This is a genomic window from Microbacterium sp. MYb72 (assembly GCF_002979415.1).
In the GTDB taxonomy this organism is placed as follows: domain Bacteria; phylum Actinomycetota; class Actinomycetes; order Actinomycetales; family Microbacteriaceae; genus Microbacterium; species Microbacterium natoriense.
In genome coordinates, this window is record NZ_PCOT01000004.1 from 97,618 (window position 1) to 114,540 (window position 16,923).

General features: G+C 69.8%; 14 protein-coding genes and 1 tRNA gene. 5 read left to right on the forward strand and 10 right to left on the reverse strand.

The genetic code is table 11. The features are described 5' to 3' along the window. Positions 1–11: 11 nt before the first annotated feature. Together CQ047_RS03380 and CQ047_RS03385 are read left to right on the forward strand one after the other, a co-directional pair. Positions 12–701 carry a DUF899 family protein gene (locus tag CQ047_RS03380; RefSeq protein ID WP_181155821.1) on the forward strand — a complete coding sequence of 230 codons (690 nt, stop codon included), beginning with the start codon at positions 12–14 and terminating at the stop codon, positions 699–701. Next, entirely contained in the window at positions 698–1,498 is an 801-nt protein-coding gene (locus CQ047_RS03385) for an endo alpha-1,4 polygalactosaminidase (RefSeq protein ID WP_105672876.1), read from the forward strand. The genes CQ047_RS03380 and CQ047_RS03385 overlap by 4 nt, the downstream gene beginning before the upstream one ends. Here the strand turns inward: CQ047_RS03385 and CQ047_RS03390 are convergent. The 6 genes from CQ047_RS03390 to CQ047_RS03415 all read right to left on the reverse strand — a co-directional run bounded on the left by CQ047_RS03390 (position 1,495) and on the right by CQ047_RS03415 (position 10,875). Further along, positions 1,495–2,511 carry a PLP-dependent cysteine synthase family protein gene (locus tag CQ047_RS03390; RefSeq protein WP_105672877.1) on the reverse strand — a complete coding sequence of 339 codons (1,017 nt, stop codon included), beginning with the start codon at positions 2,509–2,511 and terminating at the stop codon, positions 1,495–1,497. The genes CQ047_RS03385 and CQ047_RS03390 overlap by 4 nt on opposite strands. 196 nt (positions 2,512–2,707) lie before the next feature. Beyond that, positions 2,708–4,066, reverse strand: a complete 1,359-nt coding sequence (locus CQ047_RS03395; protein WP_105672878.1) for a M1 family metallopeptidase — start codon at positions 4,064–4,066, stop codon at positions 2,708–2,710. Beyond that, positions 4,063–7,986, reverse strand: a complete 3,924-nt coding sequence (locus CQ047_RS03400) for a Pls/PosA family non-ribosomal peptide synthetase (protein WP_105672879.1) — start codon at positions 7,984–7,986, stop codon at positions 4,063–4,065. Before CQ047_RS03400 ends, CQ047_RS03395 begins: the two co-directional genes overlap by 4 nt. A gap of 53 nt (positions 7,987–8,039) precedes the next feature. Continuing rightward, positions 8,040–8,894 carry a histone gene (locus tag CQ047_RS03405; protein WP_105672880.1) on the reverse strand — a complete coding sequence of 285 codons (855 nt, stop codon included), beginning with the start codon at positions 8,892–8,894 and terminating at the stop codon, positions 8,040–8,042. Between the two features lie 372 nt (positions 8,895–9,266). Further along, complete coding sequence (locus CQ047_RS03410; RefSeq protein ID WP_105672881.1) at positions 9,267–10,265, reverse strand: magnesium and cobalt transport protein CorA; 999 nt, start codon at positions 10,263–10,265, stop codon at positions 9,267–9,269. A gap of 184 nt (positions 10,266–10,449) precedes the next feature. Continuing rightward, positions 10,450–10,875: a MarR family winged helix-turn-helix transcriptional regulator gene (locus CQ047_RS03415; RefSeq protein WP_219844582.1), complete on the reverse strand. Its 426-nt coding sequence runs from the start codon at positions 10,873–10,875 to the stop codon at positions 10,450–10,452. Between the two features lie 102 nt (positions 10,876–10,977). Here CQ047_RS03415 and CQ047_RS03420 point away from each other — a divergent pair, with 102 nt between their 5' ends. After that, positions 10,978–12,186, forward strand: a complete 1,209-nt coding sequence (locus CQ047_RS03420) for an NAD(P)/FAD-dependent oxidoreductase (protein ID WP_105672883.1) — start codon at positions 10,978–10,980, stop codon at positions 12,184–12,186. 68 nt (positions 12,187–12,254) lie between these two features. Beyond that, positions 12,255–13,130 carry a Fic family protein gene (locus CQ047_RS03425; protein WP_105672884.1) on the forward strand — a complete coding sequence of 292 codons (876 nt, stop codon included), beginning with the start codon at positions 12,255–12,257 and terminating at the stop codon, positions 13,128–13,130. A gap of 30 nt (positions 13,131–13,160) precedes the next feature. Here the strand turns inward: CQ047_RS03425 and CQ047_RS03430 are convergent, their stop codons facing one another. The 4 genes from CQ047_RS03430 to CQ047_RS03445 all read right to left on the reverse strand — a co-directional run bounded on the left by CQ047_RS03430 (position 13,161) and on the right by CQ047_RS03445 (position 16,052). Further along, positions 13,161–13,343 carry a KOW motif-containing protein gene (locus tag CQ047_RS03430; protein ID WP_105672885.1) on the reverse strand — a complete coding sequence of 61 codons (183 nt, stop codon included), beginning with the start codon at positions 13,341–13,343 and terminating at the stop codon, positions 13,161–13,163. A gap of 106 nt (positions 13,344–13,449) precedes the next feature. Then, positions 13,450–14,595, reverse strand: coding sequence for an epoxide hydrolase family protein (locus CQ047_RS03435; protein ID WP_105672886.1), 1,146 nt, complete (start codon positions 14,593–14,595; stop codon positions 13,450–13,452). 147 nt (positions 14,596–14,742) lie between these two features. Then, positions 14,743–14,833, reverse strand: a tRNA-Ser gene (locus CQ047_RS03440). Between the two features lie 172 nt (positions 14,834–15,005). Continuing rightward, positions 15,006–16,052, reverse strand: a complete 1,047-nt coding sequence (locus CQ047_RS03445; protein ID WP_105672887.1) for a hypothetical protein — start codon at positions 16,050–16,052, stop codon at positions 15,006–15,008. 79 nt (positions 16,053–16,131) lie between these two features. Here CQ047_RS03445 and CQ047_RS03450 point away from each other — a divergent pair, with 79 nt between their 5' ends. Further along, entirely contained in the window at positions 16,132–16,908 is a 777-nt protein-coding gene (locus CQ047_RS03450) for a hypothetical protein (protein WP_105672888.1), read from the forward strand. Positions 16,909–16,923 lie beyond the last annotated feature (15 nt).

Consider the following 16,923-nt stretch of genomic DNA (forward strand, 5'->3'; position numbering starts at 1 on the left):
GGAGGATCATCGTGAGCACCGCCCCTCTGCCCCCTGTCGTCGACGCCGCCACCTGGCGTCGTGAACTCGATGCGCTGCGCGTGCGGGAGAAGGCCGCGACCCGCGAGCTCGATGCGATCGCGGCGCAGCGTCGTCGCCTGCCGATGGTCGAGCTGCCCGAGTACACGCTCGGCGGCGCCGACGGCCCCGTGCGCCTCGCCGATGTGTTCGACGGGGCCTCTCAGCTGATCGTCTACAACCACATGTGGTCGGACGGCAACGAGTGGCAGTGCCCGGGCTGCACCGGATTCACCTCGCAGTTCACGCGGCTCGACGTGCTGGACCGGTACTACGACGCGCGCTTCGTGATCGTCAGCAACGGCCCGATCGAGGAGCTCCTCGCCTACCGCGAGCGTGTGGGCAACCGGATGCAGTGGTTCTCGAGCGCCGACAGCTCGTTCGGCGTCGACATGGACGCCCCGCCGAACGCCGGCTTCGGCGTGAACGTCTTCCTGCGCGACGGAGACACGGTCTACCGGACGTGGCACACGGAGGGTCGAGGCACCGAGCGCCTCAGTCATCTGCAGGGCCTGGTCGACCTTCTTCCGTATGGCCGCCAGGAGGAGTGGGAGGACTCCCCCGAGGGCTGGCCGCAGCATCCGACCTATAGCCAGGGCATGGGCTCGAAGGAGATCGGCGCGCTGTACGGGGCGGGGAGCTGACCCGCCGCCTGGCGGCGACGGCCGCCCTCGCTCTTCTCCTCGCCCTGACCGCATGCTCGACGGACGCATCCGGCGACATCGCCCTCCCGCCATCCGGTGCTGTGCCCGACTACCAGCTCGGCGGCGCGTATCCGCCCGCCGACGGAGTGGGCATCGTGGGCCGCGACCGCTCCGCCGACCCCGCAGACGGGGTGTACTCCATCTGCTACGTGAACGGCTTCCAGACCCAACCGGGAGAGCTCGAGTCCTGGGCGCAGGATCTGCTGCTGCAGCGCGACGGCGACGTCGTGTACGACCCGGACTGGCCCGACGAGGCGCTGCTCGACACCTCGACGGCCGACCGGCGCGAGCGCATCGCGGCGACGGTCGGACCGTGGATCGACGGATGCGCGGATGCCGGCTTCGACGCCGTCGAGTTCGACAACCTCGACTCGTACACGCGCTCCGACGGCGCACTCTCCCTCGACGACAACCTCGCACTCGCGGCGCTGCTCGTCGACCGCGCGCACGCCGCCGGCCTCGCCGCCGGGCAGAAGAACGCGGCAGAGGATGCCGCGGTCCTGCACGAGAAGGCGGGGTTCGACTTCGCGGTGACCGAGGAGTGCGCCGTGTACCGGGAGTGCCCGCGCTACACGGAGGTGTACGGCGAGCACGTCATCGACATCGAGTACGCCGACGAGCTGCCGCGACCGTTCGCCGAGATGTGCGCCGACGAGGAGTCCCCGGCGTCGATGGTGCTGCGCGACCGCGACCTCGTCACGCCGGATGACGAGGATTACGCGTTCGAGACCTGTTAGCCGGCGCTGTCGAGGAAGGCCCGCACCTCGGCGACGACGGGGTCGACCGTGGCCTCCGGCACCGCGTAGCCGCGCTCGGCGAGCCACTCGTCGTCGTAGAGCTTGTCGAGGTAGCCGCGCCCGTGATCGGGGAGCAGCACGACGACCACGTCGTCTTCGGTGAGGGCGGATGCCGTGCGGAGCGCGGCGACGACCGCCATGCCGCTGGAGCCGCCGACGAACAGCCCCTCCTCGGCGGCGAGGCGACGGGTCATCGCGAAGGACTCGGCGTCCGAGATCCGCTCGTACCCGTCGACGACGGAGGGGTCGAACGTCGAGGGCATGAAGTCCTCCCCCACGCCCTCCACGTGGTAGCCGTGGATCGGCCCGCCCGAGTAGATCGAGCCCTCAGGGTCGGCGCCGATGACCCTGACCCGCCCGTCGCTCGCCTGCTTGAGGTAGCGGCCGGTGCCGGTGATGGTGCCGCCGGTGCCGATGCCGGCGACGAAGTGGGTGACACGGCCGTCGGTGTCGCTCCAGATCTCCGGACCGGTGGTCTCGAAGTGCCCGCGCGGACCGTTCTGGTTCGCGAACTGGTTGGGGTTGAAGGCCCCGGGGATCTCCGCGGCCAGCCGGGCGGCCACGCTGTAGTACGAGCGCGGATCGGTGGGTTCGACGCTGGTCGGCGTCACCACGACCTCGGCTCCGTAGCCGCGCAGGGTGGCGACCTTGGCACCGGCGAACTTGTCGGGGACGACGAACACCATCCGGTATCCGCGCTGCAGGGCGACGAGCGCGAGGCCGACGCCGGTGTTGCCGCTCGTGGCCTCGACGATCGTGCCTCCGGGCTTCAGCATGCCCTCGCGCTCGGCGGCGTCGATGATCGACGCGGCGATGCGGTCCTTGGCGGAGCTGCCGGGGTTGAAGTACTCGACCTTCGCGAGCACGGTCGGACGGATGCCGGCCGCGACGGCGTTCAGGCGGACGAGGGGCGTGTGGCCGACGAGTTCGGCGATGTGCTGGGCGTAGCGCACGGGAGTTTCCTGACGTTCAGGGGCACGCGGCTGACGCGCGCTGTTGTGTGGGGTCGGTGGAGGCGAGCGGAGCGCTCAGCGACAACAACGACACGTCAGGGACACACCGGAACTGTAACCCGAGTCGGGGCCCGCCGCAAACCCGCGCATCCGCGCCGCCCCGCGCACCCGCACGCGCCGTACGGAGACGACGGGATCAGCGACGCGAACGATCCAGGCCGAGGATCGGACCGGTGAGCGGAGCCGCGGTCTCTCCCGCCGGCCCCGGAGGCAGAGCCGGCAGCGCCGTGTCGCTCAGCCACGACTCGAACAGGCCGGCCAGCGGCATCCCGCTCGCCGACTCGGCGAGCGCGACGAAGTCGGCCGTGACGGCGGTGGCGTAGGCGCGCGCCGAGGTCCACGCGCGCAGCACGCCGAAGAACGCCTCATCGCCGATCGTCAGCCGCAGCGCCTGCAGGGCGAGGGCGCCCCGCTTGTACACGCGGTCGTCGAACATCGCGTCGGCCCCGGGGTCGGCGAGCACGACGTCCTGCTCCAGCTCGGCGAGGCGAGCGTGATGGGCGAGCGCCTTGGACTGCGCGCTCGGACCGCCCGATGCCTCCGACCAGATCCATTCGGCGTAGCAGGCGAAGCCCTCGTTGAGCCAGATGTCGCGCCAGCGGCGCAGTCCGACGCTGTTGCCGAACCACTGGTGCGCGAGCTCGTGCGCGACGAGGCGCTCCAGTCCGTGCTCGCCGTCGATGTGGTTCGCGCCGAAGATCGCCATCGCCTGGGCTTCGAGGGGGATCTCCAGCTCATCGGGGGTGACCACCACCGTGTACTCGCCGAAGGGATACGGTCCGAACGACCGCTCGAAGGTCGACATCATCGCCGCGAGGCCGTCGAAGTCCGCGTGCACGCGGGCAGCCAGCGCCCGGGGATAGAACAACCGCCCCGGCACGTCGCCGAGCGGCATCCGCTCCTCGGTGTACTGGCCGATCTGCAGGGTCATCAGGTAGGTCGCGGTGGGCACGGGGATGTCGAACACCCACACGCCCCGCCCCCGCGACACCGAGCGCGACGGCGGCACGGAGCCCACCACGGTGTACCCGGGGTCCGTCGTCACCCGCACCGCATAGGTCGCCTTGTCGTACGGCACGTCGTTGCAGGGGAACCAGGTGGCGGCACCCGTCGGCTGCGAGGCGATCAGCAGCCCGTCTTCGAGCTCCTCCCACCCGAGGGCGCCCCATCGCGTGTGCCGCGGCTTGGGCGCACCGGCGTACTCGATCGTCGCCCGCACGACATCGCCGGCGGGCACCGTGCCGCCCAGCGCGACCTTGACCTTGCGATCGGTCTGGGTGAAGTTCGTCCGCGACTGCCCGTCGACGCGGACCTTCCTGACGCGCAGACCGACGAGGTCGAGCGCGAAGGCCGCGGTGTCCTGCTCGATGCGCACGTCGATCACCGCGGTGGCGGTGAGTCGATTCGTCGACAGCTTGTAGTCGAGATCGAGGTCGTAGTGCTCGACGCGGATGCGCGGGTCGCCGGAGTGCGGGGTGTACGGGTCGACGTTCATCCGTCCGCCGCCTGGTAGGCGCGCACCGTCACGGCCCGCCACGGGCCGATCGGGTTGCCGCTCCAGCGACTCCCGGCGGGTACCGTCTCGCCCCGCATGACGAGGGATGCCGGCCCCACGGTCGCGTCGGCGGCGATGGTCGCCGCGGGCAGCACGACCGAGTGCGGGCCGAGGGTGGCACCCGATTCGAGGGTGACCGTGTCGATGCTCATCACACGATCATGGAACAGATGGGTCTGAACCACACAACCGCGGTTCACCGTCGCCCCGTCGCCGAGGCTCACGAGGTCGGGCTCGGGGAGCCAGTAGCTGTCGGTCCAGACGCCGTGGCCGATCTTCGCGCCGAGGCTGCGCAGCCAGACGACGAGGGCTGGGGTTCCCGCTGCCGCGGTGGCGAACCAGGGCGCCGCGACCATCTCGGTGAAGGTGTCGGCGACCTCGGTGCGCCACACGAAGCTGGACCAGAGCGGATGCTCGCCCGCTCTGATCGGTCCGACGAAGATCCATTTCGCCGCGGTCGTGATGGCGGCCGCGAACGCTCCGGCCGCGAGCAGGACGGCGCCGGACAGCAGGATCGCGATCGGCAGTCCCCAGGTCTCGGTGATCCAGGCGAGGCCGAGCAGCACGGCGAGTCCGAGGCCGCACGTGACGAACACCGGGAGGACGCGGCCGAGCTCCCACAGGCCGCGCGCCCACCGCAGCGACTGCCGCGGGCGGTAGGTGCGCTCGAGGTCGGAGTCGTTCACGACGCGACGCAACCGCACGGCCGGCGATCCGAGCCAGGACGAGCCCGCCTTCGCCCGCTCCGGAGCGACGGAGAGCACGGCGATCAGGCCGTCCTTCGGCACGCGGTGGCCTGCGGCTGCCAGTCCGGAGTTGCCGAGGAAGGCGCGCTTGCCGATGCGCGCCTTCGCGATGCGCATCCATCCGCCGTTGAGCTCGTAGGTGCCGACCATGGTGTCGTCGGCGAGGAAGGCGCCGTCGTCGATCACGGTCATGCGGGGGATCAGCAGCACCGTCGACGCCTCGACCTCCCGGCCGACCTGCGCGCCGAGCATCCGCAGCCAGATCGGGGTGAACAGGCTGGAGTAGATCGGGAAGAGGAGGGTGCGGGCGGAGTCGAGCAGGCGCTCGGTGGTCCAGGCCTGCCAGGCCACCCGTCCGCGCACGGGGTGCACGCCCTCGGTCAGCCCGATCGAGAGCACCCGCACGATGAGCAGCACCGCCGCCGCGAAGACCAGACCGGTCACGAGCACGGCCGGCACGAGCCACAGCGCGAGCGGCCCGATCGCCGCGGCCAGCGATTCCGAGCCGCGGATGCCGGCCGCCAGCACGAGGCCGCCGACCGCGAAGGCGAGGAACGGCAGCAGCCCCAGCAGCGCGGAGGAGCCGCCGTATGCCCACAGCCACCGGCGGCGCTTCGGGGGAGCCTCCGGAGCGAACGGCATGCTCTTGCCGCCTACCCGTGCTGCGGGTGAACCGGCCCAGCGCTGCCTGGCGCGCACCCGCCCGAACACCGCGGAGCCAGGGGCGATCTCGGCCCCGCGCCCGATCTTCGTGCCGGGTGCGAGCGTGCTGCGTGCACCCACGGTGGCGTCGGCGCCGATCCGGATCTCGCCGATGCGCACGGTGTCGCCGTCGATCCAGTAGCCGGCGAGGTCGACCTCCGGCTCGATGGCCGCGCCCTCGCCGATGTGCAGCATCCCCGTCACCGGGGGGAGCGAATGGAGGTCGACGCCCTTGCCGATGCGGGCGCCGAGAGCACGGGCGTAGAAGATCACCCAGGGGGCGCCCGCGAGCCCGACCGCATCGACCTGATGCGACACCTGCTCGGCGAGCCACAGCCGCAGATGCACGCCGCCGCCGCGGGGGTAGTCGCCGCCGCGCACCCCGACCAGCAGGAGCCGGGCGACGAGGGCCGACAGGGCCATCCGTCCGAACGGGGTCACGAACACGAGGAGGCCGAGGAGGATCGCCCAGCCCGGTGCGGTGGGGAGGAAGTCGAACCCCGGCACGAGCTGCAGCAGCCAGCTCGCCGTCAGCAGCCAGGTGATCCAGCGAGCCCCGGAGAGCATGAACAGCGGGATGCCGAGCAGCGTCTGCACCCACTGCATGCGCCGCGGCGTGGGGGCCGCAGCGGTCGCCGTGCGGATCTCCTGGTCGGTGGCGACCTCGTCGACGGCATCCGCCATCTGCCGCAGCCGCGGCAGGTCGTACACGTCGGCCATCGTGAACTCGGGGGCGCGCGTGCGGATGCGCGAGACCAGCTGCGCCGCGGCGAGTGATCCGCCGCCGAGCTGGAAGAAGTCGGCGTTCTCCTCGGTCGGACGCATGCCGAGCACCGAGAACCACTGCTCGGCGAGCCACGCGGCCGTGCCGGACAGGGTCGAGTCCGCGGCAACCTGATCGATGAGAGGCCAGGGCAGAGCGGCCTTGTCCACCTTGCCCGAGGTGCGGACGGGCAGGTCGTCGACCACCGCGAGGAGCGGGATGAGCGGGGCGGGGAGGGCTTCGGCGAGCTGAGCGCGGGCGCGCTGCCGATCGAAGCCGTCGGCGGGGACGACGTAGCCCACGAGCAGGGCGATGCCGGCATCCGTCCTGCGCACGGCGACCGCTGCCGCGGTGACATCGTCGATGGCTTGGAGCGCCGCCTCGACCTCGCCGAGCTCGATGCGGCGTCCGCCGATCTTGACCTGATCGTCGACGCGCCCCTGGAAGATCAGACCCTCCGCGTCGGCGCGCACCATGTCGCCGGAGCGGTAGGCGCGGTCCCATCCGAGGGTGGGCATCGGAGCGTACTTCTCGGCATCCTTGGCCGGGTCGAGATAGCGGGCGAGGCCCACTCCCCCGATGATGAGCTCTCCGGCCTCGCCGTCGGCGACGAGCCGACCGTCGGCGTCGACGACCGCGAGCGCCCAGCCGTCGAGCGGCAGGCCGATGCGCACGGGGCCGTCGCCGTGCATGATCGTCGCACAGGCGACGACGGTCGCCTCCGTGGGGCCGTAGGTGTTCCACAGCTCGCGGCCGTCACCGACCAGTCGGGCGACGAGCTCGGGCGGGCACGATTCGCCGCCGAAGATGAGCAGCCTCACGTTCTCGACCGTGTCCTGCGGCCACAGCGCCGCCAGCGTCGGGACCGTGGAGACCACGGTGATGCCGTGACCGATCAGCCAGGGACCGAGGTCCTCACCGGAGCGCACCAGGGCTCGCGGCGCGGGCACCAGGCAGGCGCCGTGCCGCCACGCCAGCCACATCTCCTCGCACGAGGCGTCGAAGGCGACCGAGAGCCCCGCGAGCACGCGATCGCCGGGGCCGAGGGGCGCGTCCTGCAGGAACAGCCGGGCTTCGGCGTCGACGAAGGCCGCGGCCGATCGGTGCGAGACGGCCACGCCCTTCGGAGTGCCGGTCGAGCCCGAGGTGAAGATGATCCACGCGTCGTCATCAGGGGTGGGCGGGGCGACGATCGGAACGGCCGAGGTGCTGGGGTGTGGGTCGGCCCCCTCGAACAGGCCGCTCTCCTCCGCCGCATCCGCCGGCGTGAACACGCCCCCGGCGCCGATCACACCGCGCACCCGCGCCTCGCCGAACACGAGGTCGGCGCGCTCCTGCGGATCATCCGCGTCCACGGGCACGTAGGCCGCGCCCGCCGCGAGGATCGACAGGATCGAGATGTACAGCGCACGCTCGCCCGACGGCATCCGCACGCCCACGCGGTCGCCGCGGCGCACACCCTGGTCGTGCAGACGCGCGGCCGTCACGTTGATGCGTGCGATGAGCTCGGCGTAGCTGATGGCGCCGGCCGCGTCTTCGATGGCGGAGGCATCGGGATGCCGGGCGGCGGTGTCACGGAGGATGTCGATGAGCGTCCGGGGATCCGGCGCCTGGGCGGTGCGGTCGTAGCCCTGCTGCACGTCTGGCACTGTCGGTCTGTCGCTGTCTGCTGGCGCTGTCGGGTGGTCTCGCTCTCGCTCCGTCAGGAGGAGAGCAGCGCGATCAGCTGCGCCTTGGTCAGGCGCGAGTAGCCCGTGCGACCGGCCGCGCGGGCGCGGGCGCGCAGAGCAGTGACGGTGAGCGCATCGAGGTCGACGGATGCCGCGCCCTTCGGGGTCGCCCGCCGAGCGGGCGCGGGCGTGGCCGGAGCGTTCGCGGGGGCCTCGGCCGGGGCCTTCGCCGACGACGACGTGGTGGTCTTCGCGGCGAGCTTCTTCTCGACCGCGCTCTTCGCCGCGGGCGTCGCCTTCGCGGTCGGGGCCGGGCTTGCGGATGCCGATTCCACGGCCTTCTCGGTCGCGGGGGCCTCCGAGTGCGTGACTGCATCTGACTTCTTGTCGGCGGGCTTCTTGGTGGCAGCCGTCTTCTCTGCGGGCTTCTTCACCGTCGCCTCGACCGCAGCCTTCTTCGCTGAGATCAGCTTCTTGTCGACAACATCCTTCTTCGAGGACGCCGCCTTCTTCTCGACCGGCTTCTTCTCGACCGGCTTCTTCTCTGCCACCTTCTTCTCGGCCGACTTCTTCTCGACAGGCTTCGTCGCCGCTGTCTTCGTCTGGACCGCTGCCGTCGTCGACGACGTCTTCTTCTCGATCTTCGCGGTCGCCTTCTCCAGGCGCGCGGTGGCCTCGACCGCGGCCTTCTCGACCTTGCGGGGCTTCTTCACGAGCTTCTTCTTGGACGGCTGCGCGGCATCCTTCGCCTCATCGACCAGCGCGCGCAGCTTCTTGCCGTCCTTCTTCGGGAGGGCCTTGCTCAGCTTCTTCGCGTCCTTCGCGGCGGCGGCGGCCGCATCGAGCGCCGCTTCTGCCGACTTCTGCGCCTTGGTCTTCTTGGCCATGGGGTCCTCACCATCCGATCGGGCGGCGCGGGGAGCCCGGGCCGCAGCGCGACACATGGTACTCGTGGCCGGTGAACAGCCGGAGAACTGCGGCGCCGCATGACAGCGATCGCGCGGAAGGATGAGGCGGGAGGCGGCTCCTCCCCAGAAAGCCGCCACCCCGCTTCGTTTCTCGAGCGTCCCCAGTGTCGAGAAGCCTGACGAGCCGCGTGCGGGGGGCATCGCGAACTCGTGACCTGGGTGACGATACTCCTCCGTGCGCCTCAGGGAAAGAGGAAAAGCCTTCGAATTCGCTTGTTCCCCGAGTAGATCGATTCGAAGTCGTTCAGAAAGCGGTTGCCCGACCTTCGGAATCCGCCGTGGGATGAGAGATCAGTCTTTGCGCCCGCCGGGATGACGCAGCCAGAAGTAGAGAACTCCCAGCGGAATGAGCAGCCCGCCGATCCCGTAGACGAGGAACGGCACGAACCCGGCGGTGTGGTCGCCGAGCCAGCTGAAGTTCTGCCCGAAGAAGCCGGTGATGAACGTCAACGGCAGGAACACGGTGGCGAGCACGGTGAGGCGCTCCATTGTCGCGTTCTGCCGCACCCCGACGGCGGTCTGCTGGACCGTGATCACGGAGAGGTTGGCCTCGAGGACGGTACCGAGCAGATCCCGCTGCGCCGCGACCTCCTCATTGATGAGAGTCAGATGATCGTGGACGTCGCGCAGATACGGCTGAAGCGCGGCCTGACGGGACGAGCGCTCGACGGAGGCCACCACTCCGAGCAGCGGATGCACCGCACGGTAGAAGTCGGTCGCCTCGCGGCGCAGCGAGTAGATCCGCTCCGTCGGCGCCGCGCTGCCGGAGAAGACGGTCGCCTCGATCTGGTCGATGTCGTGCTCGAGCCCCGCCACGACGGGGGCGTATCCGTCGACGACCTGGTCGAAGATCGCCCAGAGCACGGCATCCGTGCCCGCGGCGAGCAGGTCGGGCTGGAGTTCGAGACGCTGACGCGCACCGTGCAGCTCGCTCGCCACGCCCTGCCGGACGGTGATGACGAAGGTCGGCGCGACGAACACGCTGATCTCGCCGAACTCGACCTCCTCGGCCGCATCGTCGTAGCGCGCCGTGCGGACGATCACCAGCCGCGTGTCGTTCTCCGTGTACGTCTCGATCTTCGGACGCATGTGGAAGGTCTGCGTGTCTTCGATCGCCAGCTCGTGCAGGCCGAACGCCTCCCTCACCTCGGCGAGCTCGTCGGGTTCCGGCTCGAACAGACCCAACCACACGAAACCGTCCTGGTCTCCCAGCGCGGCGGCCTCCCGCACGCCCAGCGGTCCCTCGCCCTGACGCCGCCCGTGCAGGTAGCGGGCGCAGTCGACGATCATCGGGCACCCGCGAAGACGGGATCCGTCACGCGCTCGCACGTGTCCGTCATGAGCCGCTCCCTTTCAGCGGTCGCGGAGGTCGCGGCAGCGCGTTCGTCTCGGTCGTTGCTGACATTGTGCGCTTCCGCGGGGGTCTGCGCGAGCGCAGTCGCGTGAATCGCGCGGGAACAGTCGGTGTTCGACCTCAGTCGCGTCCGCGAAGCCGCGACGTGTGGCGCTCCTGCAGCGCCGTCGCGCGGGTGAGGAACCTCTCCACGGCATCGAGCTCGGCATCGGTGAAGTCGCGGGTGACGGCATCCGTGCTCTCCTCGACCAGCGGACCGATCATCTCCCAGGTGCGCCGGCGCGCGGCATCCGTGGCCTCGACGACGACCTTGCGCCGGTCATCCGGGTGCGGGGTGCGCTGAACGTATCCGGCTCGCTCCAGGCGGTCGAGCATGGTCGTCACGCTCCCCGTCGTGAGCCCCAATCGGTCGGCGATGATCCGCGGGGTGATCTCCTCCTGCGCGCCGATGAGCACTTCGAGGCAGCGCAGGTCCGTGCCGTTGACACCGAGCAGCCGCGCCATCTGGCGGTCGAAGTCGTCGACGGCGGCCTGATACTTCTGCATGGCGGCGCCGACCTGTTGTTCCTTGACACTCAAACTACTTGACATTCAAGGCTTCCTTCGCTCATGATTGCTTGACGATCAAGATACCAAGGAGGAAGAGTCATGACCAAGGCGCTCATCATCGGTGGCGGCATCGCCGGCCCCACGCTCGCCGTCGCACTGCGGAGGATCGGCATGGAGGCGGAGGTGTTCGAGCAGCTCCCGCCGGACGCCGACCAGCGCGGGTCGTGGATCAACTTCCAGGCGAACGGCCTCGATGCGCTGCGCGCCGTCGGGCTCGAGAGCTGGGTCGCCGAGATCGGCTACCCCGTCGACACGATCAGCTTCGTGAACGGACGAGGGCGCTCGCTCGGGCAGATGCCGATGGCCTTCCGCCGCCCCGACGGACTCACCTCGCTCATGATGCCCCGGGCGCGGCTGTTCGTCGCACTGGCCGAGGCTGCGCGTCACCACGGCATCCCCGTCCACCACGACAAGCGCCTGATCGACGCGCGCGACGCGGGCGACGGCGTCATCGCGCGCTTCGCGGACGGCACCGAAGCCACCGGCGACATCCTCATCGGAGCCGACGGCATCCACTCCACCGTGCGGCGCCTCATCGATCCCACGGCTCCCGCGCCTCGCTACGTGCCGGTGCTCAACACCGGCGGGTACATCCCGGACTTCACGGTGGATGCGCCACCGCAGGACTTCCGGATGCAGTTCGGCACGAGGTGCTTCTTCGCCTGGATGAACACCCCCGACGGAGGAACGCTCTGGTTCGCGAACCCGCCGATGAAGGACGAGCCCGCCCGCGGACAGCTGTCCGGGATGAGCGACGGGCAGTGGCGGACCTGGCTGCACGAGCTGATGGACGGGGATGCCGGCCCGTCCTCCTCGATCATCGACGCGGCACCGGGGCCGATCCAGGGCTGGGCGACCTACGACATGCCCGTGGTGAAGAGGTGGCACGACGGATCCCGCATGGCCCTCATCGGCGACGCCGCTCACGCCACCTCACCCGCAGCCGGTCAGGGCGCGTCCATGTCGCTGGAGGATGCCGTGGTCCTCGCCCAGTGCCTGCGCGACTGCCCGACCACCGCATCGGCGCTCGCGACGTTCCAGTCGCTGCGTCAGACCCGCGTCGAGAAGATCGTCGAGATCGGGCACCGTTCATCGTCCGACAAGGCCGCGGGGCCGGTCATGCGCGTGCTCCGCGACCTGATCCTCCCCGGCAAGTTCCGCGCCGCGGCGAAGGACGGCGGCGAGGCGATGATGTGGTTGCAGGGCCACCACATCGACTTCGACGAGCGGGTGGTGCCGGCCGTGTGAATGCGTGAATTGCGAGCGTATCCTGCAATAATTCACGATAAGTATGACGCAACCGAGGGGATGACGGTGTGATCAATCGAGCGACGTGGGAACGACTCGACGCCACGGCCGAGGAGTACCGGCTCCTCGCCGCCCGGCACCCCCAGGCTCTCGTCGAGATCACGCTCGCCGAACTGGCCGAGTCGGTGCAGCAGTCGAACGCGATCGAGAACTCCACGCTCACGCTCGACGACACCGAGCGGATCCTCGCCGGGCTCACGCCCGTCGCACGCCGAGACCTCCGCGAGGTCTACGAGACGAGGAACCTCGCCGCGGTGACCGAGGATCTCCTCCGTGGTGGTGAGCCGTTCACCCGTGCGCTGATGCTTCGATGGCATGGCATGCTGCTCGCAGGCATCCGAGACGACGTCGCCGGCCGCTTCCGACGAGACGATGAATGGGTGCGGGTCGGTGGCCACCTGGGAGCGAACCCCGCCTTCGTACCCCAGTTGGTCGACGACGCCGTGACCCGGTACGAGACCGACGAATCGATGTCTCCTCTCGAGAGGATCGCCTGGTTCCACTGCGAGTTCGAGATCATCCATCCCTTCGTTGACGGCAACGGACGAATCGGACGCGTGCTGATCAACAAGCAGCTCCAGGACATCGGCCTGCCTCCGGTCATCGTTCGTGCACGCAACCGTCATCTCGACTACTACCCCCAACTCGAGGAGTACTCGAGGAAGGACTCCTCCGAGGGCATGACCCGACTGCTCGTCCTGCTCGTCCTCGAATCACTGCACAAGCGCATCGCGCTGATCTCGAGCCCCCGGTTCATCCCGCTCGCCGACTGGGCGAGGGCAGCGGGGATCACCGGAGCTTCGGCGACTAACAAGGCGCGGCGGCAGACGATCCCCGCCTTCCGTGTGCGAGATCGCTGGATGATCGCCGAGGACTTCGCGTGAGAGGCCTCGGATCGAACGCCCTTGCTGACGTCAGAGGATTCGGACGTTCTTCGCGAGAGTCTTGAATCGCAGGCCGTCGGGCCGCACCACCGTGATGGTGACGGCACCCGTCCTGCTGGTGTTGACGTCCTCCACGACACCCGCCTTGCCTCGATGCGTGCCGGACACGACCTCGCACCGGTCGCCGCTCCCGACCTGTCCCTCGTCTGTCATGACTCAAGTGTGCCAGGCGGTTTCCACGGCGTGGTACCGGCATAGCGCGCTCAACTGACAAGCAGAGTTCGGGCGGGGAGCACATCACCGAGAGCCTGCGTCAGCGTCACTCCGTGATCGGAGGGTGCGGCAGCGAGCGGGCGAACGCCGCGATGTCATCGGCGAGGAGGGCTGGCTCCTCGTGCGGTGCGAAGTGGCCGCCCCGCGGCATCCGCGTGTATCGCACGAGGTCGTAGGTGCGCTCGATCCACCGTCGAGGCGGCGAGGCGATGTCGTGCGGGAAGAGAGCGACGGCGGTCGGCACCCGCACCCGCTCGACGCGCGACGTCAACCCCGACGCATGCTCGTAGTAGGCCCGGAACGACGTGCCGATCGAGTTGGTCAACCAGTACACCGACGCGAGCGTCAGCAGGTAGTCGTTGCTGAACCGGGAGGAGACATCCCCATCGCAGTCGCTCCACGCACGATGCTTCTCCAGGATCCACGACAGCAGTCCGACCGGGGAGTCCGACACCGCGGGCGCCAACGTCAGCGGGCGGGTCTGCTGCTGATGCTGATATCCGCCCTCAGTCCTCAGCCACTCCTGCACCCGTTCGAGATGGGCTTCCTCTTCGGGCGTGATCGTCTCCTCATCGATGTGCGCCGGAGGGGCCACCGCCAGCAGATGGATGCCGACCACCTCGTCGGGATGCGCCTGCGCGAGTCGAGAGGTGATCCCCGCCCCGAGATCGCCGCCGTGGGCGAGGTAGCGGGGAAAGCCGAGATGCCGCGTCATCAGCGCGTGCCAGAGTTCGTGCGTCTGCTCGCCGAGCCTGGGACGCTGCGGCGAGAACGGGAGACCGGGAAGCGCCGGCACGATCACGGGGGCGGCGTCTGCAGGGTCTCCCCCGAAGAGAGACGGCGTCGCCAGGCGTCGCGCGACGTCGACGAGCTCGAGCGCCGTGCTCGGCCAGCCGTTCGTGAGCAGCACGGGGACGCCGGAACCTCCGGGCTCGGGATCGAAGCGAAGATACGCGACGGACGCGCCGTCGATGTCTGCACGTCGCCAGGGCAGCGCGTCGATGCGCTCTTGCTGAACGCGCCAGTCGAAGTCGTTCAGCCATACTCCGACGAGCCGGCGGAGCTCATCCTGATCAGTGCCCGCATCCCAGCCCTGCACAGGCCACGGCTCCGGCCAGCGCGTCCCGCGAAGTCGCCGGCGCAGGTCATCGAGATCATTCTCACTGACCTCTAGGGGTGACATTCCGGGCATGGGAGACCTCTTCCGAGACGGCGGCGGTGCAGTCCCGACGCTACCTCGATGCACCGACACCGGGGGCGCCCTCGGGTGGCGCCCTCCCAATCCCGCAGCGTTCGGAAAATGAAGAAAGACCCCCACTTCGTGGAGGTCTTTCTTCATTGGCGGTGACGGTGGGATTTGAACCCACGGTAGGGGGTTACCCTACACAACTTTTCGAGAGTTGCACCTTCGGCCGCTCGGACACGTCACCGCGGACTAGCTTACGCGAGACGCCGCCCCGGCGCGAATCGAGCGATCCACCGCCCGTCGACTTCTCGTGCTCTCGCCGAGTGCATGGGACGTTCGCGCCAACGAGCCGTGCACTCGGCGACTTCACGTGAAGTCGACACGGCACGACGCGACGCGACGCGACGCGACCCGGCTCACCAGGTGGCGGCGAGCTCCGCGTGGGTGCGCAGGATGTCCTCGGTCGTTCCTGCGGGGGCGCGGCCGATGCCGCACTCCGTCGCCACGCCGAACTCGGGGGTGAAGGGGCGTGCGGCGGCTATGCGGCGCTCGGCACCCTGGACGCCGTCCTCGCGGTGCACGAGCCCGAGGTACAGCTCGCCGTCGTACGACAGGCCGGCGAGCGGTGCGAAGTACGCCTCGTCGTCACGCTCGATCGGCACGGGCAGGTGCAGCCAGGTCAGATCCCGCGCGGATGCCGCGGTCACGGCGTTCGCGTAGCGCACGAGGTTCGCGGCATCCGTCGGCTCCACGAAGTGCTTCTCCCCCGCGTCGCCGTAGCAGAGGTGCACGCCGACCTCGACGTCGGCGGGCACGGCATCCACCAGCGCAGCCAGTCGCGACACGAGACCGTCGAAGGCGTCGCCCGGCCACCACGCCTCTATGACCTTGCCGTAGCCGGCCGCGCGCTCGATGATGCCCATCTCGCTCGCGACGTCCCACTGGATCGCCAGGTCGTCGTGCGGGATCGCCGCGAGGATCTCGTCGACCTCGCCCAGGATCGCCGCCGTGTACACGGGCTCGATCGCCGCCCGGTCGTCGCCGGAGAAGAACGAGGAGATCACCGCGAGCGGGGTCGGCAGCGACACCTGGAACCGGGCCCCCTCGGCGAGCTCCCCCGCCGCGCGGAGACGAGAGAACACCACGTAGGAGTCGATCGCCGCAGACGCGTAGCCGAGGGCGGGCAGGCGGATGCCGGCGGCATCCGTTCCCTGGGCGATCCGCAGCGGCCTGGCGTCGATCCCTGCACGGAACGGGATCGGCTCGTCGCCTACCCGCTCGATGCCCTCAGCCTGGCCGAGCACGTCGGGCTGGAACATGATCCAGTGGAACCTCGTGCCGACCTCCCCGTCGGGCAGACGGCGCAGCCGCCGTCCGAGGATCGCGGATGCCGTGCGCATCGTGGTCTCGGCATCGTCGTAGTTCACGCTGCCCACGAGGTGGGCGCCCTGCGGCTGAGTCATTTTTCCAGGCTATCGGCGCCTGCGAGCGACGGATGCCCCGAGTTAGGATTGCCTAAGCGAGAACCGAGGAGGACGCGGCATGGGGTACATCACGTCTGAGGCACTGGCCGAGACCGGCTACGTCGTGCTCGACGACCACGACCAGTCGTCCGACCCCGCCGAGTGGCTCGATCTCGAGTACGTGCCGTGGCGCTCGTCGGGGATCACGCGCTTCGCCCCGCTCGCGAGCTTCGCCGGCGACGTCGAGTGCAACGGTTTCTGGAACCACACCCCTCCACGTCCCGACAAGGACGGGGTGTGGGTCGCCTCGCAGGTCGCCCTCGCTCCCGTGCTGCACCGCCGCGCCATCGAGCCCGGCGCCGGCGTCGGACGGTGCCGCGTGATCGAGCTGCAGCCCAACGAGTACGCCGACGCGATCTACAACCTCCATCAGGACGACAACAACCGCCTCAACGACGAGGGCACCGGCTGGGTGGTCCGCGGTTTCTTCAACCTCTCTGACGACGCCGACTCCCTGCTCATCCTGCGCTCCGACCGCTTCGACCCCGCCACCGAGATCCGCCTGCCGCTCCGCGAGGGCTCCCGGATCATCGTCGACACCCAGCGCTTCTGGCATGCGGTGTGGCATCGCGGCGTCGCCCCGCGCTTCGCCCTGATCACGTCGTGGACCTCGGGCCCAGAGCTCGACGCCTACATCGCGGCGAACCACGGTGACCCGCATCCGCGGACCGTCGACCTGGATGCTTCGGTCGTGGAGGAGGCGCAGGTCGAGCTGCACCGCCGCATCGAGGAGCGCCGCCGCGCCTTCGAGGCGATGGGCGTCGTCATGGAGCCCCGCGCCGACCTCGCCCCCTGACCCGTCCCGAGTCTT